18 protein-coding genes are annotated in these 25290 nt (G+C 73.7%); 11 read left to right on the top strand and 7 right to left on the bottom strand.

All coding sequences use genetic code 11. The features are described 5' to 3' along the window. Positions 1-23 precede the first annotated feature (23 nt). From J7523_RS13090 to J7523_RS13080, 3 genes are read right to left on the bottom strand one after another with little or no spacing between them, the layout of a single operon-like run. Positions 24-1715, bottom strand: coding sequence for a DUF5719 family protein (locus tag J7523_RS13090; RefSeq protein ID WP_291887227.1), 1692 nt, complete (start codon positions 1713-1715; stop codon positions 24-26). After that, the gene (locus tag J7523_RS13085; RefSeq protein ID WP_291887224.1) at positions 1712-5239 is read right to left on the bottom strand and encodes a glycosyltransferase; all 3528 of its coding nucleotides are present in this window, start codon (positions 5237-5239) and stop codon (positions 1712-1714) included. Before J7523_RS13085 ends, J7523_RS13090 begins: the two co-directional genes overlap by 4 nt. Before the next feature lie 50 nt (positions 5240-5289). Continuing rightward, the gene (locus tag J7523_RS13080; protein ID WP_291887221.1) at positions 5290-5622 is read right to left on the bottom strand and encodes a WhiB family transcriptional regulator; all 333 of its coding nucleotides are present in this window, start codon (positions 5620-5622) and stop codon (positions 5290-5292) included. A 237-nt stretch (positions 5623-5859) separates the two neighbouring features. Here J7523_RS13080 and J7523_RS13075 point away from each other — a divergent pair, with 237 nt between their 5' ends. The 6 genes from J7523_RS13075 (at position 5860) to J7523_RS13050 (ending at position 12016) form a co-directional block, all read left to right on the top strand. Next, positions 5860-6600: a TIGR03089 family protein gene (locus tag J7523_RS13075; RefSeq protein ID WP_291887218.1), complete on the top strand. Its 741-nt coding sequence runs from the start codon at positions 5860-5862 to the stop codon at positions 6598-6600. Positions 6601-6679: 79 nt separating this feature from the next. Then, positions 6680-7549, top strand: coding sequence for a glucose-1-phosphate thymidylyltransferase RfbA (gene rfbA / locus J7523_RS13070; protein WP_291887215.1), 870 nt, complete (start codon positions 6680-6682; stop codon positions 7547-7549). Then, positions 7546-8790: an acyltransferase gene (locus tag J7523_RS13065; protein WP_291887212.1), complete on the top strand. Its 1245-nt coding sequence runs from the start codon at positions 7546-7548 to the stop codon at positions 8788-8790. Before rfbA ends, J7523_RS13065 begins: the two co-directional genes overlap by 4 nt. Next, positions 8787-9809 (top strand): GDP-mannose 4,6-dehydratase, encoded by a 1023-nt coding sequence (gmd, locus tag J7523_RS13060; RefSeq protein ID WP_291887209.1) that lies wholly within the window; start codon positions 8787-8789, stop codon positions 9807-9809. Before J7523_RS13065 ends, gmd begins: the two co-directional genes overlap by 4 nt. Before the next feature lie 69 nt (positions 9810-9878). Next, positions 9879-10808 carry an NAD-dependent epimerase/dehydratase family protein gene (locus tag J7523_RS13055; protein ID WP_291887206.1) on the top strand — a complete coding sequence of 310 codons (930 nt, stop codon included), beginning with the start codon at positions 9879-9881 and terminating at the stop codon, positions 10806-10808. Between the two features lie 23 nt (positions 10809-10831). Next, positions 10832-12016 (top strand): aminotransferase class V-fold PLP-dependent enzyme, encoded by a 1185-nt coding sequence (locus J7523_RS13050; protein ID WP_291887204.1) that lies wholly within the window; start codon positions 10832-10834, stop codon positions 12014-12016. 45 nt (positions 12017-12061) lie between these two features. Here the strand turns inward: J7523_RS13050 and J7523_RS13045 are convergent, their stop codons facing one another. Both J7523_RS13045 and J7523_RS13040 read right to left on the bottom strand, forming a co-directional pair. Continuing rightward, positions 12062-13111, bottom strand: a complete 1050-nt coding sequence (locus tag J7523_RS13045; protein ID WP_291887201.1) for an NAD-dependent epimerase/dehydratase family protein — start codon at positions 13109-13111, stop codon at positions 12062-12064. A 125-nt stretch (positions 13112-13236) separates the two neighbouring features. Beyond that, entirely contained in the window at positions 13237-14139 is a 903-nt protein-coding gene (locus J7523_RS13040) for a glycosyltransferase (protein ID WP_291887198.1), read from the bottom strand. Positions 14140-14223: 84 nt separating this feature from the next. Here J7523_RS13040 and J7523_RS13035 point away from each other — a divergent pair, with 84 nt between their 5' ends. From J7523_RS13035 to J7523_RS13020, 4 genes are all read left to right on the top strand, one after another. After that, a complete protein-coding gene (locus J7523_RS13035; RefSeq protein WP_291887195.1) occupies positions 14224-15510 on the top strand; it encodes a hypothetical protein in 1287 nt (428 codons plus the stop codon). 184 nt (positions 15511-15694) lie between these two features. Next, positions 15695-16903, top strand: coding sequence for a glycosyltransferase (locus J7523_RS13030; RefSeq protein WP_291887192.1), 1209 nt, complete (start codon positions 15695-15697; stop codon positions 16901-16903). 61 nt (positions 16904-16964) lie between these two features. Further along, positions 16965-17711 (top strand): glycosyltransferase family 2 protein, encoded by a 747-nt coding sequence (locus J7523_RS13025; RefSeq protein WP_291887189.1) that lies wholly within the window; start codon positions 16965-16967, stop codon positions 17709-17711. Further along, positions 17708-18091, top strand: a complete 384-nt coding sequence (locus tag J7523_RS13020) for a DUF2304 domain-containing protein (RefSeq protein ID WP_291887187.1) — start codon at positions 17708-17710, stop codon at positions 18089-18091. The genes J7523_RS13025 and J7523_RS13020 overlap by 4 nt, the downstream gene beginning before the upstream one ends. Positions 18092-18143: 52 nt before the next feature. On the opposite strand, the gene J7523_RS13015 is transcribed toward J7523_RS13020, so the two are convergent. Next, positions 18144-20171: a hypothetical protein gene (locus J7523_RS13015; RefSeq protein ID WP_291887184.1), complete on the bottom strand. Its 2028-nt coding sequence runs from the start codon at positions 20169-20171 to the stop codon at positions 18144-18146. A 197-nt stretch (positions 20172-20368) separates the two neighbouring features. On the opposite strand from J7523_RS13015, the gene J7523_RS13010 reads away from it, so the two are divergent. Then, entirely contained in the window at positions 20369-23164 is a 2796-nt protein-coding gene (locus tag J7523_RS13010; protein ID WP_291887181.1) for an N-acetylmuramoyl-L-alanine amidase, read from the top strand. A 19-nt stretch (positions 23165-23183) separates the two neighbouring features. Here J7523_RS13010 and J7523_RS13005 read toward each other — a convergent pair whose 3' ends face one another. Continuing rightward, complete coding sequence (locus J7523_RS13005) at positions 23184-25238, bottom strand: hypothetical protein (RefSeq protein WP_291887178.1); 2055 nt, start codon at positions 25236-25238, stop codon at positions 23184-23186. Between the last annotated feature and the right edge of the window lie 52 nt (positions 25239-25290).

The raw sequence follows: 25290 nt of genomic DNA, 5'->3' as shown, positions 1-25290 counted from the left end.
GGCGGGTACGGCGGCGCGCGCGCTCAGCGGGTGCCTAGGCGCGCGTCCTCGCGGACGGCGACACTGGGCGCACCTGAGCGGACCGGCACGGGGTCGAGCACCGACACCAGCACGCCGTCCGGGCGGTCCACCTCCGCGACCAGGGCCCAGGACAGGCGCACGGTCGCGCCGGACGAGGTGCGGAGGTCGACGGCACGCACCGCGCCCGTCGTCGGCGCCTGGACGCCTCCCGCCTCCCCCGTCGTGTCCGGCACCACGTGGCCGGTCCCGGCGAGGATCGCATCGAGGGACCACGATCCCGTCGTGCCTGCCGGGACGTCCACCGGTCGTTCGGAGAGCAGCGACCCGTCGGCCCCGAGCAGCCGCAGGGTCCCGGAACCCGTACCGGCGGTGCCGTCGTCGTCCCCGTCCGGCACGGCACCCACCACGAGCGTGCCGCGCGCACCCGCGGGCAGGACGGCGACGCCCCCCTGCCCGGGCGTCACGGACGCGGCCCACGCGCGCTCGGTCGAGGGGGTGTCGTCGAGCGTGCCGGGGCTCCCAGGACGGCCGACGACCGAGGCGGCGACGACCGGTTCGGAGGCGCTCACGAGCACCGTGTAGGACCCGGCGGCCAGGCCGCCGAGCGGGACGTCGGTGACCTCGCCGGGCGAGAGCTCGACGCTCTCGGCACCGGGCAGCTGCTCCGGTCCGCCCGGGCCGAGCAGCGTCACGTGCGCCGTGGTGCCGACGTCGCCCGGGACGAGCAGGCGCAGTGCGGGCGCGTGGGGGTCGTCGACGGCGGACCCGACGACCGAGACGCCGGGGACCACCTGGCGACGCGACGGTGCGGCGCCGGGCACGACCAGGTCGGTGCCCGCGGGCGTGAACCCGTCGAGCGCGGAGTCCTGGACGTGCACCGCGACCCGGCCGCCCGTCGCGCTCACGTGCAGCGCGACCCGGCGCTGCTCGGCCGCGATGCCGCCCAGCGCGACGACGCGCTCGGCACCGGGAGCGACGAGGTACCGCTCGCCGCTCAGGTCGACGCGGCCCGAGGGACCCCACAGGTCGAGCGTGACCTCGGCCGGGGTCGAGCCGGCGTTGTCGAGCACGAGCTGCGCGGTGCTCGTCAGGTCGGTCGCTCCACCGACGAGCCACGCGTCGGCGACGGGCTGCGCGCAGGACGCGGCGGCGAGGCCGCGCAGGTCCCCCGCGGTGACGAGCCCGCTGCTCACGGCGCCGACGCGAGCGGGCTCCGTCCCGGGTTGCGCGTGCACGGCCAGCGGTCCTCCGGGCTGCGCGAGGGTCGCCCCGGCACCCCCGGCCTCGAGCGTGCCCGCCTGGGTGCCGTCGAGGGTGGTCACGGTGCCGGCGGCCACGGCGTCGCCGCTGCCGGCGGGCACCGACGTCACCGCGGTCACGGACGTGATCGGGTCCACGGGGGTCGGGTCGAACTCGGCGTCCCCGCGACCGGTGTCGTCGGGCAGGATCAGCGGCCCCGCGCACACGAGCGTCGTCGACGACGGCGGCACGGCGACGTCGTCCGCAGGCACGGTCGGTGCCGCTGCGATCCCCTGCACGGGCCACTGGCCGAGCGCGACCACGCCCGCGACCGCGCCGAGCACCGCGATGCCGCTCGCGGCACGGGCGAGCCGACCCCGCCACACGCCGGGCGTCCGCGCGACCTCCTTGCGCACCTCGTCCGGGTCCATCTGGTCCGTCCCTGTCCTCGTCATGCGCGCACCGCCCGACGGCGTCGGACCGGCACCGCGAGCAGGACCGTGACGAGGGCGACGAGGCCCTGCGCACCGAGCCACAGCCGCGTGTCAGGAGCGTCGAAACGCACGACCAGCCGGCCCCCCGACGCGGGCAGCTCGAAACCCTGCCGCCAGCCGGCGTCCACGGCGCGCAGCGGCCGGCCGTCCAGCCAGGCGTGCCAGTGCGCGTCCGCCCGGTCGGCGAGCACCACCTGCCGCGTGCCCGTCCCTGCCGGGACGGTCGTGTCGACCGCGCGATCCCCGGACGGCAGCGCGAGCGCCGTCGCGGTCGGGTCGGTGACGTCCACGCCGCCGCCCACGACCCGGGCCCACGCCGGCACGGCCTCCACGTCCGCGGACGTCGCACGGACCCGCCACAGCGTCCCCGCCGCGTTCTGCGTCACGCGCTCCAGGCCCGCCGTCGCGTCGAGCCGGCTGACGAGCTCGTCGCGCGCCGCGGCGGCCTCGCTCGAGTCGGCCTGACCGGCCGGGAGCGCGGGCACCAGGACGTCCGCGACGGCCAGCGACGCGAGCGGTCCCGCGACGTCGCCGCTCGCACCCGACGCGAGCCTCGCCACGAGCTGCTGCACCTCGTCGGTCGCGTCGTCCGCACCCCGCACGGTGGGTTCGGTGAGGTCGCCGCGCAGGGCGCGCGTGGAGACGGCCGCGGCGTCGTCGACCAGGAGCGGCCCGTCGCCCCGCATGAGCTGCCACGACACGGCGTCGGTCCCGACGGCCAGCGCGAGGATGCGCGACCGCAGCGGCGACACCTGCGCCTGCTGACCCACCGCCGGCACCACCGGACCGGCCACGGTGTGCAGCGGGACGTCGTCGCCCGTGCGCGTCTGCCATGCCCACGCCCCCAGGCTCGCGAGCGGGACGACGACGGCGACGGCCGTCAGCAGCGCGACCAGCGGCTGACGCCAACCGAACGACCGGCGTGCCAGACGGTCCCGGACGCGGTCGGCGCCGAGCAGCGCCGCGGCGACGAGGCCCGCCCAGGCCAGCGAGAGCCCGGGACCTGCCCAGCCGTGCACGACGGTCCCGTCGGCCACACCGACCGGGACGGCGACCGCGATCGTCGCCGTCGCGAGACCGAGCAGCGCCACGATCCACGCGGCACGCACGGCACGCGCCGCCGGTGCGCCGCGGAGCAGCGCGAGCACCGCCAGCAGCAGCACGACCCCGCCGAGCGCGAGCGGCCAGGCCGTGGCGAGCAGCCCCGTCACCCCGTCGGGGACCAGGGCGGAGGCGTCGGACGGGACGCCGAGCAGCCGGCTGAGCGGGTCGGAGCCCGTCCACGCGGTCGGCAGCCCCGGCCCCGCGAGCAGCAGGCGCCACCCGCCGAGACCGCGCCGCGCCGCCTCGACGAGCGTCGGTGCGAGCAGCACGACCGCCGGCACCGCCACGAGCAGCAGCCGCCCGCGGCGCCGCCTGGCCGCCAGCACCGTGACGAGCAGGGCGAGCACGCCCGGCACGAGCAGCGACGGCGCACCGGCGACCACGACCGCGAAGGCGAGGGCCGCACCCGCGGCCGCCGAGATCGACCCGGTCGGGTCCGGTGCGCCCACGAGCACCGGTGCCGCGCCGTCGGGGCGCGCAGCGACGGGCACGTCGTCGGAGACGCGTTGCGTCGGGACGGTCGGGACGCCGCGCACGGGCGTCGCGACGTCGGCCTGCGAAACGGCGTCGTCGTCGAGCGGGACACCCTCGTCGTCGTGCACGCGGCGCGCCGTGGCGAGGCCCGACAGCACCTGGTCGACGCGCTGCACGCCGAGGGCCCGCGCCACGCCGAGCGCGGCCCACGGCAGCGCGGCGTGCGCGACGACGGGTCCCAGACGGCCCCCGGTGACGCCGAGCAGGAGCACGGGCGCCGCGGCCCAGACGACCGCGGCCCACGCACGCACCACGGTCGACCGCGTCGCGGCACCGGCGGCGGCCCACGCGCCGACCCCCGACAGGAGGACCGCACCCAGCACGAGCACGGCCACCGCGGCGCCGAGCGAGCCCGCGGCCAGCGCCGTCGGCCCGAGGAGCGCCGTGAGCAGCGCGTCGGCCGGTCCCGGACCGCCCAGCCCGCCGGCGACCCAGCCCGACGTCGCCGCGACCCAGACGTCCCCGAGGTCCGCGACGGCGGGGAGCAGTGCGCCGCCGACGAGGCGGGCGCCACCCGTGACCGGGCCCACGAGCGCCCCGAGCGCCACCGCCGACGCCGCCACGAGCAGCACGGTCACGACGCCGAGCGTCGTCCGGCGGCGGGTGGCGAGCGCGGCCAGCTCGCGCAGCTCGAGCTCGCTCGGCGCCTGCACGACCTTCCGGGCGGCGGCACGTGCCAGCCGGCGGTCGCGCGCCTGCGTCCACACCTCGCGCCAGGTGGCCTGCAGCGGCTGCAGCGTCCGCCGGGGCAGCCGACGCGTGCGCCGCGCCCGCGCGCGGGCCCGCACCACGGCCCGCGGACGCAGGAGCGCCAGCAGCGGGGCGACGACCTCGTCGGTGGCCAGCCCGGGCTGCTTGACGGCGAGCTGCACGCACGACCGGAGCACGCCGGACACGAGCGCGAGCAGTGCCACGACGGGCACCAGCAGGACCGGAACACCCACCAGGCGGGCGTGCACGGCGGCCCGGCGGCGCTCGCGGAACGACCGGCGCGGGTCGGCACGGTCGTCCATGCCGTCGCCGTCGAGGTCCACCGGGACGTCGGGCGCCGAGCCGTCCGCCGGGCGGCTGCGCAGCCCCAGGTAGCCGGCCTGGGCGTGCCGGACGACGGCCGACGGCACGATGACCACGCGGTGCCCGGCGAGCCGAGCCCGACGGGAGAGGTCGGCGCCGTCGCCGAACGGTCCGAGGACGGGGTCGGGGCCGCCGAGGTCGTCCCACACGTCCCTGCGGACCAGCGCCCCGGCCATGCCGACCGAGAGCACGTCGACGCGGCCGTCGTGCTGCCCCTGGTCCAGCTCGCCCGGCTCGACGTCCGTCATCCGCCGGCCGGCGGGCGACGTGCGCACGCCGACCTCGAGCAGCCGCTCGGGGTCGGTCCACGTCCGCTGCTTCGCGCCCGCGACCGCGACCGACCGGGCGTGCCCGACGACGCGCAGGAGCTCGCCGAGAGCCGACGGCGCCGGGGCGCTGTCGTCGTGCAGCAGCCACAGCCACGGAGTCGGCGGCCCGTCCGCGGCGACCGCGGGATCCGCCAGCGCCGTCCGGACCGCGCCGCCGAACGTGCGGGCGCCGGGCACCGCGATCGTGCGCAGGAGCGGGCGGGGCGAGCCGCCGACGGCGGCGAACGCACGGTCGAGCGCGACGGCGACTCCCGCATCGGGACGCTCGCCCACGTCGACGACCAGCACGCGCAGCGGGCGCCGCAGCGAGGTCGCGAGGGCCCCGAGCGTCGGGCCGAGGTAACGGGTGACGCCTCGGGTGACGACGACCGCGGTCACCGGCGTCGTCACCGGTGTCGAGGCGGTCGTCGTGGGCAGGTCCACGGGCGGGATGGTCTCAGTCATGCTGCCGTCATCATGCCGTCCGGGATCGCCAGGCCCGGGACCGACACTCGTCAGACGACGCGTCGCTTGAGCTTGCGGCGCTCCCGCTCCGACAGACCGCCCCAGATCCCGAAGCGCTCGTCGTTGGCCAGCGCGTACTCGAGGCACTCCGAGCGGACGTCGCACCCCGTGCAGACCTTCTTGGCCTCACGGGTCGAGCCGCCCTTCTCCGGGAAGAAGGCCTCGGGGTCGGTCTGCGCGCACAGCGCGCGCTCCTGCCAGCCCATGGGGCCGTCGTCATCGGGGTCACCGAAGAGGGGCAGGACGTTCGAGCGCTGCTGCGGTGCAGGGCTCTGCGCGTCGGAGGGGAAGACCTCGTCCTCGTCGTCGAGCAGGTTCCACATTGCGTGCCTCCGTGCGGGGTCTTTCGTCTGATCGTGCTGCGGTGCAAGGCTCGGCTGGTGCGGTCCGCCGGGGGGCCGGCCGACGCGTCGTGGTGCTCGCGCTCTCGTGAATCCGTTCTAAGGAATTACACGCGTGTCGTTCCGGGTCGTCAAGCGGAGCCGTGGTAGTTGCCCGGATATGTCGGGGTGATATTGCGGCGGACGGGTGAACACGGCGTGTCGCCCTACGCTGTGCGCGTGCTTCCCACGACGATCGCGTCCCTGCTCGCCTCTCTCCAGCAGGAGCCGGGCCGCCCCCGGATCACCTGGTACGGGGGCGACGGCGAGCGCGTGGAGCTCTCCGGCGCGGTCCTCGACAACTGGGTGACCAAGACGACCAACCTTCTCGTCGAAGAGCTCGACGCAGGCCCCGGCACCGTCGTGCTCCTGGACCTTCCCGGCCACTGGCGCACCGTCGTGTGGGCGCTGTCCGTCTGGCGCGCCGGCGCGTGCGTCGCCCTTCCGGGTGCGAGCACCGACGCACCCGACGTCGTCGTGACGCACGACCCCGCCACGCATGCGGACGCACGCGCACTCGTGGCGGTCCCCCTGCCGGCGCTGGCTCGCCGCTTCGACGGCGCGCTCCCGGGCGGCGCCGTCGACGCCGGGTCCGCGGTCATGACGTACGGGGACGTCCTGGGCTGGGCCCCCGCCACAGACCCGTCCGCCGCCGCGCTCGTCGCACCGGAGCTCGCGGTCCCCCACGCCCGACTCGTCGAGACGCTCACCGATCGGCCCGGCAGCGCCCGGGCTCGCACGCTCGTCGTGGCGTCCGACACGGTCGCCCTCGACGACCTCGCGGCGGTGCTCGCGGTGCTCGCGCGGGACGGCTCGGCGGTGCTGGTGGACCGCGCGCTCGCGGGCGAGCTCGAGCAGGACCGCCCGCGGCTGGACCGTCTGCTGTCGGCGGAGCAGGTCACCGGGAGCGCACTCGGCTGAGGCGTGCGCGGCCGTCGTGCGCCCGCCGGCTCGCGCGGCGTTTCACCCCGGTCCGCACGATGCAGCACAATGAGGCCCCATGCGCGGCATCATCCTCGCCGGAGGCTCCGGCACCCGACTGCACCCCATCACCCTCGGTGTGAGCAAGCAGCTGGTCCCGGTCTACGACAAGCCGATGATCTACTACCCGCTGTCCACGCTGATCCTGGCGGGCATCCGCGACGTGCTCGTCATCACGACGCCGCACGACGCGTCCCAGTTCGAGAGGCTGCTGGGCGACGGTTCGCAGTTCGGGATCTCGATCAGCTACCAGGTGCAGGCCGAGCCCAACGGGCTCGCGCAGGCGTTCGTCCTGGGTGCGGACTTCGTCGGGTCCGAGCCCGCCGCGCTCGTGCTGGGCGACAACATCTTCTACGGACCCGGTCTGGGTGCCCGGCTGCAGCGCTTCGAGCAGATCGAGGGCGGTGCGGTGTTCGCCTACCGGGTCGCCGACCCGCAGGCCTACGGCGTCGTCGAGTTCGACGCGGACGGCAAGGCCCTCTCGCTCGAGGAGAAGCCGGCCGCGCCCCGTTCGAACTTCGCGGTGCCGGGCCTGTACTTCTATGACAACGACGTCGTGGCGATCGCCCGTGACCTCAAGCCGTCGGCCCGCGGCGAGTACGAGATCACCGACGTCAACCGCGTCTACCTGGAGGCCGGCCGCCTGCAGGTCGAGGTACTGCCTCGCGGCACGGCGTGGCTCGACACCGGCACGTTCGACTCGCTGCTCGAGGCCTCCGACTACGTCCGGACCATCGAGCACCGGCAGGGCCTGAAGATCGGCGCGCCCGAGGAGGTGGCCTGGCGACGCGGCTTCCTCACCGACGACGAGCTGCGCGTGCGGGCGGAGGCGCTCGTGAAGTCCGGGTACGGCACGTATCTGCTCGGTCTGCTCGAGGCGGAGTCATGAGCGCCGCCACCGCGTCAGAGGCGCCCGCGGTCGCACCGGCAGGTGTGGCGGTCCGCAAGCACCGCATGTGGTCGGTGGGGGCCGCAGAGCTCAGCAGCCGCACCAACGGTCTCAACCTCGTCCGGCTCGTCCTGGCCTACTCGGTCCTCGTCGCGCACGGCTGGTATCTCGCGGGTAAGGGCGTCGGCCCTCAGCTCAACGGCCAGAACATCGGCGGCTGGGCCGTCATGGGGTTCTTCGCGATCTCGGGCTACCTGATCACCGGGAGCCGGCTGACGAAGCCGCTCGGCGACTACCTCGTGCTGCGCGTGGCCCGTATCTTCCCCGCGTTCCTCGTGTGCCTCGTGGTCACCGCTCTCGTGTTCGCCCCGCTCGCCTTCTACAAGGCGCACGACACGCTCGACGGGTTCTTCACCACGCCGTTCACGCCCGCGAACTACATCTTCGCCAACGCGGGCCTGCGGATCATCGCGTTCGACGTAGCCGGGACGCCGACCGGCGTGCCGTACCCGGCCGCCTGGTCCGGATCGCTGTGGACCCTCTACTACGAGTTCCTCTGCTATCTCATCATCGCGGCGCTGCTGTGCTTCACGTGGATCCGCCGGCGCCCGTGGATGGTGCTCGCCGCGATGGTGCTGAGCATCGCCGGCTACGCCGGCTGGGCGCAGATCGCACCGTACTTCGGCGGAAACGCCGACCTCATGTACCTGCTGCAGCTGATCCCGTTCTTCCTTGCGGGGTCGTTCCTTTACATGATCCGCGACCGGATCTCGTTCTCCTGGCCGATCGCGCTGCTCGCCACGGCCGTCGGGCTCGTCGCCGTGCTCAACGTGCCGCGGTGGGGCCCGCAGCTCGCGGCTCCCCTGCTCGCCTACGTGATCCTGTGGGTGGGCGCCGTGCTTCCTTCGCCGAAGCTGGTCCAGAGGCACGACGTGTCGTACGGCGTGTACATCTACGCGTGGCCGGTCCAGCAGCTCCTCGCCCTCGCGGGGGCGTACACGCTCAACCTCGCGCTGTACGACGCGCTGGCGATCATCCTGACCCTGCCGCTCGCCGCCGCGAGCTGGTTCCTCATCGAGCGCCCCGTGCTCCGGCGCGCCCGCAAGGTGACCACCCACGCGCAGCGGGCGGGACAGGTCCCACCCGCGACCGGGTACGCTCCCGTGGTCGAAAGCACGACCGAAACCACGCCGCCCCTGACGGCGGAACCGACGATGACTGGGAGCGGGCACACCCGATGACGACCACCAAGCGAGCCCTCATCACGGGAATCACCGGGCAGGACGGCAGCTACCTTGCGGAGCTGCTCCTGTCGAAGGGGTACGAGGTGCACGGGCTGATCCGCCGGGCGTCGACGTTCAACACCCAGCGCATCGACCACATCTACCAGGACGCCCAGGACCCGAACCACCGGCTGTTCCTGCACTTCGGCGACCTGACCGACGGGTCGCGCCTCGTCACGCTGCTCAACGAGATCCAGCCCGACGAGGTCTACAACCTCGCCGCGCAGTCGCACGTCCGGGTGAGCTTCGACGAGCCCGAGTACACGGGCGACGCGACCGGCCTCGGCTCGATCCGGCTCCTGGAGGCGATCCGCGCCGCCGGCATCTCGCCGCGGTTCTACCAGGCCAGCAGCTCCGAGATGTTCGGGGCCACGCCGCCGCCGCAGGACGAGGACACGCCGTTCTACCCCCGCTCGCCGTACGGCGTCGCGAAGGTGTACTCCTACTGGATCACGCGGAACTACCGCGAGGCGTACGGGATCTTCGCCTGCAACGGCATCCTGTTCAACCACGAGTCCCCGCGTCGCGGCGGCACGTTCGTGACCCGCAAGATCACGCGCGCGGTCGCCCGCATCGCGGCCGGCCAGCAGTCCGAGCTGTACATGGGCAACCTCGACGCCGTGCGGGACTGGGGCTACGCGCCCGAGTACGTCGAGGCGATGTGGCGGATGCTGCAGCACGACGAGCCGCAGGACTTCGTGATCGCCACCGGCACGGCCTACTCGGTCCGCGACTTCCTGCAGTTCTCGTTCGAGCGGGTCGGCCTCGAGTGGGAGAAGTACGTGCGGTTCGACGAGCGCTACCTGCGCCCGACCGAGGTCGACGCGCTCATCGGTGACCCGTCGAAGGCGGGGCGCCTGCTCGGCTGGACCCCCAAGGTCCACACGCCGCGACTCGCCGAGATCATGGTCGACGCCGACATCGCGGCCCTCGAGACCGAGGGCCGCCACTACGTCGACGCCGTCCAGGAGGCGTAGCAACCGGGCGGGCGTCTCGACGAGGCGCCCGCCGGCACGCCCACCATCAGACAAGCTCGGAGGCCGCACGTGCGCGTGCTCTTGACCGGCGGTGCCGGCATGCTCGGCAGGACGTTCGTCGACGCCTGGGGCGCACGCCGGCCCGACCAGGAGCTGGTCGTCGTCACGCGCGACGACGTCGACCTCAGCGACCGGGCCGCCACGAGGGCCCTGATCGAGCGCGTGCGGCCCACCGCGGTCGTGCACGCCGCCGCCAAGGTCGGCGGCATCGCGGCGAAGCTCGCCGAGCCCGCCACCTACCTGCTCGACAACCTGCTGCTCGACACGTCGGTCATCTCCGCGTGCCTCGACGCCGGCGTCCGGGACCTTCTGTACGTCGGCACCGCAGCGGTCTACCCCGACCGCTACGAGCGGCCGTTCGTCGAGGGCGACGCGCTGTCCGGCCGGCTCGAGGGCGCGAACGAGGGGTACGCCCTCGCCAAGGGGGCCGCGGCGCGGCTGTGCGCGTACGCGAGCACCCAGTACGGCCGCTCCTACCGTGTCGCGGTCCCGTCGAACCTGTACGGCCCGCACGACCACTTCGCCGCGGGCAGCGCGCACCTGGTGGCGGCGGCGCTCGGGAAGATCCACCGGGCCCGTGAGGCGGGCGACCCCACCGTCCCCGTGTGGGGCGACGGCACGGCGCGCCGCGAGTTCACCTACGCACCCGACCTGGCGGCCTTCCTCGTCGACCAGGTGGACCGGCTCGCAAGCTGGCCCGACGCGCTCAACCTCGGCTGCGGCGCCGACCACTCCGTGCGCGAGTACTACGAGGTCGCCCGCGACGTCGTCGGGTACGAGGGCACGTTCACGTTCGAGACGGACAAGCCCAGCGGCACGCCCCGACGGCTCATCGACTCGTCCGCCGCCCGGGCGCTCGGCTGGTCCGCCCCCACTCCCCTGTCCGACGGGATGGCCGCCACGTATGCGGCCTACCTGGCCTCCGTGGCCGCGATCTGACCACCAGAGCACGAAGAGAGACGATGTCTGACGCCACCTCCCCCACGTTCCCGCTCGCCACGTCGTCCTGGGACGACGCCGAGCTCGTCGCGCTGCAGAACGTGATCGCGAGCGGCCGCTTCACCATGGGGCCGCTGGTCGCCGAGTTCGAGCGCCGCTGCGCCGCCGCGTTCGGCTCGTCGCACGCCGTCATGGTCAACTCCGGCAGCAGCGCCAACCTGGTGGCGGTCGCCGCGGCGGTCCTGGACCCGCGCAACGACCTGCAGGCGGGCGACGAGGTCATCGTGCCGGCCGTCTCCTGGGCGACGACGTACTACCCGCTGCACCAGTACGGCCTGCGCCTGAAGTTCGTGGACATCGACCTGGACACGCTGAACCTGGACCTGGACCAGGTGGAGGCCGCCATCGGTCCGCGCACGAAGGCCGTCTTCGCCGTCAACCTGCTGGGCAACCCGGTCGACTACCGCCGCCTGCAGGCCATCGCCGACGCGCACGGCCTGCTGATCCTCGAGGACAACTGCGAGTCGCTCGGGGCGACGTTCGAGGGCCGGTTCGCGGGGACCTTCGGCGTCATGGGCACGCTGAGCGCGTTCTTCTCGCACCACATCTCGACGATGGAGGGCGGGATCGTCCTCACGGACGACGACTACCTGCGCCAGATGCTCGTGTCGCTGCGCGCGCACGGCTGGACACGCGAGCTCGCGAACGACAACGTCGTGCACCCGAAGTCCGGGGACGCGTTCGAGGACCTCTTCCGGTTCGTGCTGCCCGGCTACAACGTCCGGCCGCTGGAGATGTCGGGCGCGCTCGGCATCGAACAGATCGCCAAGGTCCCCGCGCTCGTGCAGGGCCGGCGCGAGAACGCTGCGTACTTCCAGCAGAAGCTCGGCGGGCTGGACGACGTCCGGCTGCAGAAGGAGACCGGTGAGAGCAGCTGGTTCGGGTTCTCGCTGGTGCTCGAGGGTGCGCTCGCCGGGCGCCGCGCGGAGGTCGTCACCGCCCTGACCGGCGCCGGCATCGAGTGCCGCCCGATCGTCGCGGGGAACTTCACGCTGAACCCGGTGATGCGCTACCTGGACGCGGACGTCCCCGCGGCGCTGCCGGCCGCGGACAAGGTCCACGTCGACGGCCTCTTCGTGGGCAACCACCACTACCCGGTGGAGCCTCAGATCGACCTGCTGCACGACACGCTCGCAGCCCTGGTCTGACCTGGTCCGCGGTCTGCCGGGTCGACCCGGCAGACCGCGGACGCGTCACGCCAGCGGCGGCAGCGGCTGGGTGTCGATCCAGCCGGCGAGCCGGTCGATGCCCGTCTTGAGGTCGTACTGCGGCGTCCAGCCCAGAGCGGCCTCCGCCACGGAGACGTCCGCCCAGGCGTGGCGGACGTCGCCCTCGCGGAACTGTCCCGTGACGTGCGGTGCCGGGGCGTCGTAGTACCGCGCGATCAGCTCCGCAGCGGTCGCGATCGTCTGGTCCTCGCCCGAGCCGATGTCGACGGGGCCGGCCGGCGCGTGCTCGACGGTCGCGCCGAGGTGCAGCGCCCGGGCCACGTCGTCGATGAGGACGAAGTCACGGCGCACGGCGCCGTCCTCGTACAGCGGGATAGACCGGCCGGCCTTCGCCATGCGGCAGAACAGCGACATGATCCCCGTGTAGGGGTTGATCAGGGACTGGCCGGGGCCGTACACGTTCTGCAGCCGCAGCACGACCGCCTCGACCCCGCGCGAGCGGCACCACACCTGCAGGATGTTCTCCTGCGCGAGCTTGGTCGCGCCGTACACGCTCACGGGCGCCGGGAACACCGTGCGAGCGTCCATCGCGGTCGCCGTCGCGCCGGCGAAGTCCCACTGCCCGTCCTCGAGCGTCTCGCGCGTGCGCTGCGGTGGGTACAGGACGTCGCCGGCGTCCGAGAGCCACGCGCCTTCACCGTAGACGGCCCTGCTGCTGCTGAGCACGATCCGGCGCGGCAGGACCCCGTGGCGCGTGAACGCGTCGAGCATCTGCGTGGTCCCGACGACGTTCACGGAGGCGTGCCGCGTCGACTCGTCCAGCGACTGACCGGTCCCGGTCTCGGCCGCGAGGTGGACGACGACCTCCGGCGTGACGTCCGCGAGGAGCGCGTCCCACGTCTCGGGGATCGTCACGTCACCGACGACCAGCTCGACGCGGGGGTCCAGGCTGTCCGGGCGGCTCGCGGAGGGGTGGATCTGGGGGTGCAGGTTGTCGACCGCGACGACTCGGTCGAACGAGTCGGCGAGGGCCGCGGACATCGCGGACCCGATGAACCCGGCACCGCCGGTCACGAGGCAGGTGCCCGCTCGCTGTGTCGTCCCAGAACTCACTCGCTGCTCATTTCGTCGACGGTCGAGCGCGCCGTCGCGAGCCCGCAGCAGTCTCTCACGGGCCCGGGAACGGACCGAAACCGCGCTCAGGCGGAACGGCGCGTCGGCGCGAACGCGTGGTGCGCGAGCATCCGGACGGTGCCCGAGTCACGTGCGACGAGCACCCGGGGCAGCAGCGTGAGCGCGTGCGCCCGCGACGTCAGGTGCCAGCGCGCCGCGCGGGCCGCGCGACGCCACCCGAGGGCAGCCATCTGCTCGGCGGCCTCGGCGAAGTACCGGCGCTCGCCGTCGAACCTCTTGCCGCCGCCGCTCGTCGCGGACGACGCGCTCGCGTCGTGCCGGCGGTACCGGAAGCAGACGTGCGGCACGAGCAGCAGCGGGCCGCCGGCCGCGATGATGTCGATCTCGAGCGCGAGGTCCTGGATGAGGGGGTAGTCGTCGCGGAAGCCGGCCGCGACCATCGACTCTCGGCGGAAGACGAGCGACGGCCAGTACAGCCAGTCGGCGCGCAGCAGGCTCGCCGCGAGCTCCTCGCCCGCGAGCAGCCGCGGCTGGCTCGCGCGGGGCATGGTCACCTTCTGCTTGACGGTGTCGACCAGCGTGCTGACGACCTCACCGTCGGCGCCGATGACCTCGACGCCGGGCTGGATGATGTGCGCCTGCGGGAACCGGCGGTGGGCGTCGAGCACCGTCGCGACATAGTCCGGCAGCATGACGTCGTCGCAGCCGAGCAGGACGACGAGCTCCTCGGTCGCCATGCTCACGCAGCGCCGGTAGTTGTCGGTGATGCCGAGGTTCTGCTCGTTGCGCACGTAGGTGACGCGCGGGTCGTCGAGCGCTGCGAAGTACTCGGCGACGGTCGGGTCGGGATACGCGTCGTCCACGACCGTGAGCTGCCAGTCGTCGACCGTCTGCGCCTGCACGCTCCGCACCGTCTCCTTGAGGAGCTCCGGGTCTCCCCAGAACGGGACGAAGATGTCGAGCGCCATGGCGGAGTCCTTCGAGGTTCGTACGTGCGGGGTGGATGCGCCAGACTACGGCCCCATGCAGCCGAACCGCGAAGCCGCCCACGCGTGACCGACAACGGGAGCACCACCGGCCACGACGACCCGGGAGCCACGGGGCAGCGCACCATCTCGGGCGGCGGGGCGGCAGGCGTCGGGATCGCGTCGGTCGTCGCCGCGGGCTGCGGCTACCTCGTCCTGCTGCTCGCCGCGCGGACGCTCGACCCGGCGCGCAACGCCGACTTCCTGGTGTTCTGGTCCCTGCTGTTCGGCGTGTACGGGGTCCTCGGCGGCGTCCAGACGGAGTCGACCCGGGCCGCCCACGCCGCACGCGACGCGGCGCCGCCCGACGCCACGCCGGGCGCCCGGCTCGTGCCGTGGGGGCTGCTGCTCGGCGGGTGCGCCGCGGTCGTCGTCGCCGTCACCGCACCGTTCTGGGGCACGCGCGTCCTGGGCGAGAGTTGGTTCTCCGCCGTCCTCGCTGTCGGTGTGGGCGCCGTCATGTTCGCCGGCCACTCGTCGGTCGCCGGGGTGCTCGCTGGGCGCCTGCAGTGGGGCGGCTACTCGGCGCTCGTCGCCGCCGAGGCCGCCGCGCGGCTGCTGCTCGTCGTCGTGGTCGTCGTCACCGGCGCGGCGATGGGCCGCCTCGAGCTCGCGGTCGCGCTGGCGTCCGGCACGTGGCTGGTGCTCACGGTGCTGTTCCGCCCCGTGCGGTCGGCGCTGGGCGCGACCGCCGACGTGCCCGCGCCCCGTCTGCTCGTGCACACCGGCAAGGCCGCGGTCGCGGCGGCGTCGAGCGCGGCGCTCGTCGTCGGGTTCCCCGTCCTGCTGCGGCTCACGTCGACGACCGTGGAGTTCGCGACGGCCGCCCCCCTCATCCTCGCCATCTCCGTCACGCGTGCACCGCTGCTCATGCCGCTCGCCGCGTACCAGGGGGTCGCCATCACGCACTTCATGGCGAACCGCCGGCAGGGACTCGGCGCGCTGACCCGCGTGCTGGCCCTGATCGCCGGGATCGGCGCGCTCGCGACGCTCGCGGCCGCGCTCGTCGGCCCGTGGCTGCTCCGGCTGCTGTTCGGGGCGGCCTACGGCGTGCCCGGCCCTGTGCTCGCCGGTCTCACGCTCGGCGCGACCGCCCTCGCCGTCCTCACGATCACCGGGGCCGCCGTGCTCGCCACCGGCGGCCACACGCTCTTCGCCGTGGGGTGGCTCGCCGCGACCGTCACGTCGTTCACGCTGCTCCTCGTCCCGCTGGGGATCGACGGACGCGCGGTGCTCGCGCTCGCGGTCGGTCCGCTCGTCGGCATCGCGATCCACGCCGCGGCCGTGCAGCGGGCGTCGCGCTCGGTGGTGTGACGAGGTCGGCGCGCCTCGCGAACGGGCCCGTGCAGCCCGGCGGGTAGGCTTCCTGCGGCCGTCGACGCGCTGTCCACGGCGAGGACGCGGAGAGGTGGCACGGTGACGACAGGAATGGCTCAGCGAGCGAGGAACGGCGCGGCCGGCGACGTCCGTGCTGCGCAGGCGCGACCCCGCTCCCGCCGTGGCTGACGCCCGCAAGCCCGTCCTGTGGCTGCACAGCCACTTCATGCTGCCGCTGGGCGGCACCAAGTTCATCTTCGAGGTGACCCGGCGGCTGGCGGAGCGCAGGCCGGTCGAGGTCATGGTCGAGGGCGCGTCGCCGCTGTGGCGCGAGCGGTACGGCGACGCCGGTGTGCCGCTGCGCGAGATCGGCGGTCCGAACTCGACGTCGATGGCGTACTGGGCGGCGTTCCCGGCGTTCCTCGCGCGCGACCGGCGCGCGGTCACGCAGGCCGCCGCGGGTGCGAGCGCGCTCGTGTCGAGCTTCTTCCCGATGCCCGACGTCGCGGCGCACGCGGCGAGGACCCACGGCCTGCGGCACGTGAGCCTGTGCTTCGAGCCGTTCCCGTTCTTCCACGACGCCGAGGTCATCGGGATGTACCCGAAGCCCAAGCAGGCGCTGCTCGCCTTCCTGCGGACCGCGTACGGGCGTGTCGACACCCGTGGCATCCAGGCCGCCGACGCCCTCCTCACGCTCAACGAGGCCACGTCGACGCAGCTCAGGCTCACGTACGGCCGCGACGACGCCGAGTGCACGTACGCCGGCGTCGACACCGAGTTCTTCCGGCCCTATGCGCCCGACGAGGTCGGCGACCTGCGCGCACGCCTCGGGGACGCGCCCCGTGTCGTGCACTCGACGGACTTCTCCCCGATCAAGCGCACCGACCTGGCGATCGACGCGTTCGCCGTGGCCGCCCGCACCGTCCCGGGTGCCCGTCTGGCGATCACCACGACCCGCGAGGACCCGCCGGAGCTCGAGCGCATGATGGCGCGGGCCCGCAGCCTCGGCGTGGCCGACCAGATCGACTATCTCGGCTTCCTGCCGTTCGTCGACCTCCCCCGCGTGTACTCGGTCGCCGACGTGCTGCTGCAGACCGGCACGTCGGCCGTCTCCGGTGCCACCACGATGTCGCTGCCCGTCAAGGAGGCGCTCGCGTGCGGCACGCCCGTCGTGCGCTCGGGCGTGACCGGCGAGGACGTCGAGGACGGGGTCAGCGGGTACCTCGTGGACCCGACGGACAGCGAGACGACCGGCGCGCGGCTGGCCGCCGTCCTCGGCGACCGCGCCCGCGCCCACGAGATGGGTGAGGCCGGCCGCCAGCGCATCGCACGCACCTACAACTGGGACCGCGTCGTCGACGTCGTCGAGCGATCGCTGGAGGCTCGATGAGGGCGTCGGCGACACAGCGGCGCTCGGCGTCCACCACCGGTCGCCGTCATAGGATCCAGGGGTGCCTGTGAGCCCGGAGCCGCGCCTCCTCATCATCGTCCCGGCATGGAACGAGCAGGCGACGGTCGGGGCCATCGTCCGCGAGATCAACGGTGTCCTCCCCGACGCGGACGTGGTCGTCGTGAACGACGGGTCGACCGACCGCACCTCGGAGCTCGCCCGCCAGGCGGGCGCACGGGTCCTCGACCTGCCGATCAACCTGGGTGTCGGCGGAGCGATGCGCGCCGGCTACGTGATGGCGCACCGACAAGGCTACGACTACACGGTCCAGCTCGACGCGGACGGCCAGCACGACCCCGCCGAGGTGCGCATGCTCCTCGAGACGATGGTCGCGGAGTCCGCCGACATCGTCATCGGCGCCCGCTTCGCGGGTGTCGGCGACTACGTCGTCCGCGGGCCCCGCCGCTGGACCATGTCGATTCTGTCGACGGTCCTGTCCCGCGTGACCGGGACCCGCCTGACGGACACCACGTCGGGGTTCAAGGCCTGCGGGCGGTCCGCGATCGCCCTGTTCGCGGCCAACTACCCGGCCGAGTACCTCGGCGACACGATCGAGTCGCTCGTCATCGCGTCCCGCGCGGGACTCACCGTCCGGCAGGTCGGCGTGCGGATGCGGCCACGCGCCGGCGGCCGGCCGTCGCACAGCCCTGTCAAGGCCGCCATCTTCCTGGGCCGGGCGCTGCTCGCCCTGCTCGTCGCCCTCTCGCGCCCGAGCGAGCCGATCGCCGCCGAGGGAGCCGTCGCATGAGCGGGTACGTCTTCGCGCTGGCCCTGTGCATCCTCGTCGTCGGGCTCCTGTTCTTCCTGCTCCGGACCCGCCGCATCCGCGAGAAGTACGCCGGCATCTGGATTGCCCTCGCCGTCGCCGTGAGCATCCTGGCGCTGTTCCCCCGGCTCGCGTTCTGGCTCTCCGACCTCGTCGGCGTCGAGACCCCCGTGAACCTGCTGTTCGCGGCCGCGTTCGTCGTCCTCCTGCTCGTGTGCATCCAGCTGTCCACCGAGGTATCCAACCTCGAGGAAGAGACACGCACGCTCGCCGAGGAGATCGCTCTGCTGCGCTTGGACGTGAACGAGCTCGCGGACCGAGTCACGGGTCCGGCGGAGGCACCGAACGGGGACGGCTCCTGAACCGCGGGGCCCCGGGCCCCACGTCACGGAGCGGACACCCACGAGGTCGGGTCTAGGGCTTCGGCACGACCTCGTAGATGTGGAACGTCGACCCGCCCTCAGGGACCGACTCGACCTCGCGCAGGCACGGCTGGTCGATCGGCTGCTGGCTGAGCACGTGCTCGATGTTCTCCTGGGCGATCGGACCGCACGAGTCGAGCCGCACCTGGACGACGTCCGCGGTGACCAGCACGATCTCGGGGGCTGCCGGGTCCGCGGTCCAGTTGACGTGCGCGTACCGGTTCCACGACTGCTCGTCGTCGCCCTCGGGGTCGAGGTCGTCCCACATCGGCAGCGACGGCCAGCCCTGCACGCCGCTGTACGCCTCGACGCCGGTCTCGCGCAGCACGGCCGTCCCGGCGGGCCCGCCGACGGAGACCCACGACCCCGGGTCCTCCGAGTCGACCTCCTCGATCGCCCGGCCGACGTCGGTGGCGCGCATGTCGAACACGCCGCGGTAGATCGGGTTGACCCAGCCCGCCACGACGAGCGCGACGAGCGCGACGAGCACGCCGGGGACGGTGGCCCGGCCACGCGAGAACATCCCGATCGCGACGGTGAGCATCGCGAGCAGCACCCCCCACGCGATCGAGGCCTCGAGGACCTGCGGCGCGTTCCTCGTCAGGCCGACGTGCACCGCCCAGTGCCAGACCAGCACGGTCGCGACGGACGCCGCGGTGGTCCACACGGGGATCCGCACGTCCTCGAGGTCCCGTAGGCGCGCGACGACGAGGGCCAGGAGCAGGATCGACCCGACGCCCATCCCGATGACGATGCGCGGGCCGACGACCCGGTCGAGCAGCAGCAGGTGGGCGATCGCGTCCCACCCGGGCACGTAGACGAACGCGAAGAGCAGCGCGAGCGACGCGAGCACGCCGACGATCGCCCAGTCCACGCCGCGCCCGCGGCGCCACCGCGACCAGACGAGCCACAGCGCCGAGGGCACCAGGTACAGACCGAAGAAGATGAAGCTCGACCCCTCGGACTGGTTCGCGGCGAACCCGGTGGTGTCGGCGGCGCGCAGACCGATGCCGAACACCCCGGCGAACATCGCGAGGGCCGAGAACGTCGACGAGCTCCCGGTCGGGGTCAGCCGCTGCCCCGGGTAGACGGTCGACACGACCGCGTCGATCGTGTCGCGCCGGGTCAGCAGGAACGCGACGAGCACGAGCCCCGCCACGACGGCGCCGACGGCCAGCGGCGCGACCCGCCGGAGCCGGTCGCGCCACGGGAGGCCCCGGGCGACCAGCAGCCACCCGGCGACGAACCCGACCGCGGGGTAGAGGCACGGGATCAGGTACGGCGGGTACAGGGCGACCACCGCGACGACAACGAGGTAGGAGACGACGGCGGCGACCACCCAGCGCACCCAGGTGCGGTCGGTCCTCAGCATGAGGACGGTGCCGGCGCACGCCGCGACGGCAGCGGCCGGCGGCCAGAAGCTGCCGGACCCGAACCACCACTGGAAGAACGGCGCCGCGGCGAACGCCCCCGCGACGGCGAACGACGCCAGCGGCCGGCGCCACAGCGTGCACAGGAGCACGAACACCGCGGCCGCCATCGTGAGGAACGGCAGCCACCACTTCATGGCGTACGCGTTGTCGAGCGGCAGGAAGAAGAATCCCCACATGTGGGGTCGCAGGAGCACCGACCACTCGCGGTACGGCAGGTCCCAGACGATCGAGGTGTCGAACCCGCCCGGGAACAAGCCACTCGTCCGCGGCAGCCCCTCCTGGACCTGCGCGACGGTGAGCGGCGAGACGACGAGCCACTCGTCGCTGCGGATCGCGCGCGGTGTGCCGCGCAGGATGGCGGGGTCGCGCGTGCCGAACATCTCGGCGTACAGCAGGCCCATCGACGAGCCGTTGATCCCGAACGCGACGAGCAGCACGAGCAGCACGGCGTACGCCGCGAGCCCGATCAGGAGCTGGCGCCGCAGCGGCATGGTGCTCGGTCGGGTCAGGCGGACGTACAGCAGGAGCAGGGAGTGCCGGAGGTCGGCCGCCGGGCGGGTCGTGCGTGTCGACTCGACATCCTGCATTCTTCGTCGACTCCTCGTGGCCGGCCGGTGGGTTGGCCCAGACGCGGGCCCCCGTGAGGATACCGGTCCAGCCTCTGCGTCCCGGTCGCGCGAGCGGTCCGGTGCGACCGACCCCGGAGTGTGCACCGCCGCATCCGCGGTGCCCCATGGTCCAATGGCCACGGTCGCCGCCTGCGGCCGCTCAGGGGAGGAACACGATGATCGGTCCGGTGTCGCGGCTTCTCGCGCTGGCTCTCCTGGTCGGCACACCCGTCACCGCGGGACTGGCCCCTAGACCCGCCCAGGCGGCCACGACGCGCGCGGCCTCGGTCTCGGTCGACGAGCTCGACCTGAGCGGCGTCGACCGGGCCGCCTTGGAGGACCTGCCGGCACAGGCTCCCCCGGTCGTCGAGGACGCCGCTCTCGACGTCGTCGCCACGCCGTCGCCGACGACTGCCCCGGCGGTCGCCCCGGCTGCGGCCTCCACGTCGCGCGCGCGGGTCACCACCGCCGCATGGCGCACCACGGCGGCCGACGCGCCACCGGCGACGCACGTGCCCGCGACACCGTCGGCCACGGCGACGCCGCCTGCGACCACGACGACTCCGACCCCGTCTGCCACGCCGTCCGTGGCCGCGCCGAGCACGACGCCGGACGCAGCCGCACCGGCCGCCACACCGCCGCCGACCGGACCGCAGGGAGCCGACGCGGACGGGCCCGCGCCCGACCCCGACGTGCTCACCGGCGAGCTCGACACAGCCCCGTTCTCCGTGCTGGGTGTGAGCTGGGACGAGACCCGCGGCCTGAGCGACCCCGTGATCCGCTACCGCGTGCGGCAGGCCGACCGGTGGAGCGACTGGGAGGCCGTCGGCCAGTCCGACCTCGCACCCGACGCGGGCGGCGCGGACGACCGTGCCGGCGGTCACCGTGGCGCGACCGACCCCGTCGTGGCGCTGCACGCCGACGGCCTGCAGATCTGGGCCGAGGCGGCGACCGGCTCGATCACCGGGCTGAAGGCGGTCCTGATCGACCCGGGCGAGGACCCCGCCGACGCCGCCGCGAACGGGGCGTCGTCGACGGGTGGCGCCGTCGTCCGGAACGCCTCGCTCGTGCGCAGGACCTCCGCCACGGTCGTCCCGACGGCCGCCGCGGTCGGCCCGGCGATCATCACGCGTGCCGCCTGGGGCGCGGACGAGTCGCTGCGCACGTGCAACGCCGACCTCGCCCCGACGACGCTCGCGGCGGCGGTCCACCACACCGCGTCGACCAACGACTACGGGCCCGACGACGTCCCCGGCCTGCTACGCGGCTTCCTCGAGTACCACACGCGCCCCGAGGCGGCCGGCGGCCGTGGCTGGTGCGACCTCGGCTACAACTTCCTCGTCGACAAGTTCGGCCGCGTCTTCGAGGGCCGCGCGGGCAGCATCACGAAGGCCGTCATCGGTGTGCACACCGGCGGGTTCAACAGCCGCACCATCGGGATCGCGGCGATCGGCGACTACAGCACCGCGGCCCCGTCGGGCGCCATGCTCGAGTCGCTGAGCCAGCTCATCTCGTGGAAGTTCAAGACGTTCCGCATCCTGGGCGGCAGCGCCGTGACGATGGTGTCGGGCGGTGGTGCGTCGAAGTACCCGGAAGGCACGGTCGTCACGTTCCCGACCATCTACGCACACCGGGACGCCCAGCTCACCTCATGCCCCGGGCAGAACCTGTTCGACCAGCTGCCGTACGTCCGCGCACGCGTGGCCGCGCTCGCGAACGACGCGGTGTACGCGTCGCCGATCTGGAGCCTGGACTCGTTCGGCGCCGACTCGTCCGCCATCTACGGGGGCGGCTGGGTCCTCGACCCCGAGAGCACGGAGTCGCTCGAGGTCACGGTCACGGTCGACGGGGTGGACACCCGGTTCGTCGCGGGCGGCTCGCGCCCGGACCTCGCCGGCCCGTTCCCGGGCAACGGCACCCTGCACGGCTTTAGCTTCCGGATACCCGCTCCGGGGGGCTCGCACGAGGTCTGCCTCACCGCGCGCAACGTCGGCGCCGGGAACGACGTGATGTTCGGCTGCGACTGGAAGACGGTGACGAACGCAGCGCCGTTCGGGTCGCTCGACGCGGTCTCGAGCACGAGCACCTCCATCCGCGTGGCTGGGTGGGCGCTCGACCCGGACACGACCGCGCCCGTGGTGCTGCACGTCTACCTGCGTGACAGCCTGACGGCGATCACCGCGGACGGATACCGGCCTGATGTCGACGCCGTGTTCCACAAGGGGCCCCGCCACGGCTTCGACGCAACCCTCCCCGCCTCCCCCGGCGTGCACAACGTGTGTGTCTATGCGATCAACCAGCCCGTCGGCGTCAACCAGCAGCTCGGCTGCCGCACGGTCCAGGTGGGCAGCCCGCCGGTCGGCGTCGTCGACTCCGCGGCCGCGGGCAACGGCGTCGCGACGGTCACGGGCTGGGCGTTCGACCCCGACACGTCCGCCTCCGTCGGCGTCCACGTGTACGTCGACGGCGCCTGGGCCACCGCCACGACGGCCGCCACGCCCCGCCCCGACGTCGCGGCCGCCTACCGGATCTCGGGCGACCACGGCTATGCCGTCAGCTTCCCGATCGCCACGGGCACGCACCGCGTGTGCCTCTATGCGATCGACACCTCCGGTGGCTACAACCCGGAGATCGGTTGCCGCCTCCTCACGGTGACCAACGCGCCCCCGATCGGCGTCGTCGACTCGGTCGTGGCGTCCGGCGGGCAGGTGACCGTCCGTGGCTGGGCGTTCGACCCCGACACCAGCGCGTCGATCTCCGTGCACGTGTTCGTCGACGGCGGCTGGCGGACCGCGACGACCGCGGCCACGCCCCGCCCAGACGTCTCAGCCGTGTACCGCATCGCCGGCGACCACGGCTACGGCGTCACGCTTCCGGTCGCTGCGGGGTCGCACCGGGTGTGCGCCTACGCGATCGACAGCGCGGGCGGCTACAACCCGGAGATCGGCTGCCGGATGGTGACTGTCGGCTGACGCCGTCAGCGGGACGGCCTCACCAGGACTGGACCCTGTCGCTCCAGCCCTCGTCGGCCACCGCGTCCTTGACGGCGTCCACGTACTGCGGGCCGACGACCACGATGACGTCGGGCTCGGCGCGCAGGACCTTGCGCGCCGCGTCGATCGCGTCCTGCGGGCTCGACCCTGTCGGGTTCTCGTTCGGCAGGAGCCGCTGCGTCTGGTCGATCCACCGCCCGGTCAATGCGTCGAACCACTGCGCCGACATCATCGGGGGCACCTGCTGACCCCACGGGTACGGCAGGAACGTGCGCGGCCCGTCGGACTCGGGGCGGGGTGCTCGGGCGGCCGCGACGAGGTCGATCGCGTCCTGCGCCGGGACGGCGGCGTGCCCGAGGGCGACGAAGTCGGCCCGCGCGACGCCGCCCGGCGCGACGCCTCCGCCGAGCGACGTGGGCAGCACCTTCGGCAGGCCGTACACGAGGAGGGCTGCCACCCCGGTGACGACGAGCGCGCACGCACCCACGGCACGGACCCCCACCGTCCGGCGCACACCCACCGGCCGCAGGGCCATGACGAGCGCGACGACGAGGACCACCGACGACACGAGCTCGACCGCGATCGAGTACTTCCAGAAGTAGTAGGCGACGTCGCCCTGGGCCCGGATCTGGGTGAACGCCAGTGCGGCGGCGAACCCGATGCCCGCGAGCGGGACGAGTCCGGTCCACGCGGTGCGCACGGCGTCGCCGCTCCACGGCCCGTGCGGCCGACGGTTCTGGACCAGGAGGAAGACGCACGCCGCCACCGCGCCGACGCTGGTGAGCACGAGCTGGCCGAGCGGGACAGGCGTCACGCCGCCGCCGATCCCGAGCAGGTTGCCGAGGCCGGGCTGGTGCCGCAGCATCGTCCATGCCTGCGCCAGGCCGACGAGCGTGATGAGCGTGATCACGGCCGGCGCCACCCACGCGCGACGGTCCGTGGTCCACCGCAGCCGGGTCCGCGGGAAGAAGACCGCCACGACACCAAGCGCGCCCATGGACAGCAGCAGCGACCAGTTGTGCGCGATGCCGACCGCAGCGCCGCCGAGCGCGGCGAGGAAGACGGGCGAGAGCGGCCGGGTCATCTGGACCACCAGCAGCGGGATCGCGGACACGAACGCCACCGCGACGATGAAGTTGGGGAACCCGTCGTGCAGGAGCATCCCGCCAGGCCCCAGGGTGAACGTCGCGACCACGAACATCAGGGCCGGGAACGCGACGAACGGGCGGCGACGCAGCGCCGGCAGCGAACAGATGCCCGCGAGCACCATGGCCACCGCGAGGAGCACGACGAGCGTCATCGAGCGCGCGTAGGTCGCGAGGACGACGCCGGGGTCCGCGTCGGCGCCAGGCCCGAGCAGGGCCTCCATCACGGTCGCCGTCACGGTGTGGAAGCCCTGCGGGTACTGCGCGTACGACCACTGCCCCAGCGGCCCCGGCTCGATGTGGCTGATCACCACGCCGTGGTGGTAGAGCATCGACGCCATGTCGAAGTGCGCCGAGTTGTCCCACCCGCGCAGCAGGCGCGACAGCGCGACCTCCGGGCTCGAGGGACGCAACGACGGGAGGTAGACCCAGGCCGCGACGAGCACGGCCACCGCCAGGACGCCGTCGACCCAGCGGACGCGAGGCAGGAGCAGCCGCGCGCGGCGCAGGGGCCGCGGCCCGGCCAGGAGCCACGCCCCGACACCACCGACGAGCAGCGCGAGCAGGAGGCCCGCGTGACCGCCGACGTCCGCGAGCGGGAGCTTCCACCACCACAGCATCGGGAGCCCGCCGAGCAGGACGGGACCGGCGACAAGGATCCGGCGCGAGAGCTCGCGCGAGGTGGGGACGAGGAGCGTCGCCACCGCGAGGAGCGCGAGGAGGACCTCCCCGGGGACCGACGCGACCGTCAGCGCGGCCAGCACCAGCACGACACCGGCCACACCGCCGACGAGGGCTCGCCCCCAGAACGGGAACCGCGACCCGCCGGACGCGCGCTCGACCGTGCTCACACCCTGCTCGGGCGCGGGCTCGGTGTCGCCGACGACCGGCGCGGACGTTGTGGTCACGACGCACCAGGTTAAGGCACTGCCCTCCCCGAGCCGGACACCGGCACCGGCG

It is taken from the genome of Cellulomonas sp. (genome assembly GCF_017744555.1).
GTDB lineage: Bacteria > Actinomycetota > Actinomycetes > Actinomycetales > Cellulomonadaceae > Cellulomonas.
Note: the sequence above shows the minus strand (reverse complement) of the source record. Positions and strands in the feature narration are given on the sequence as shown.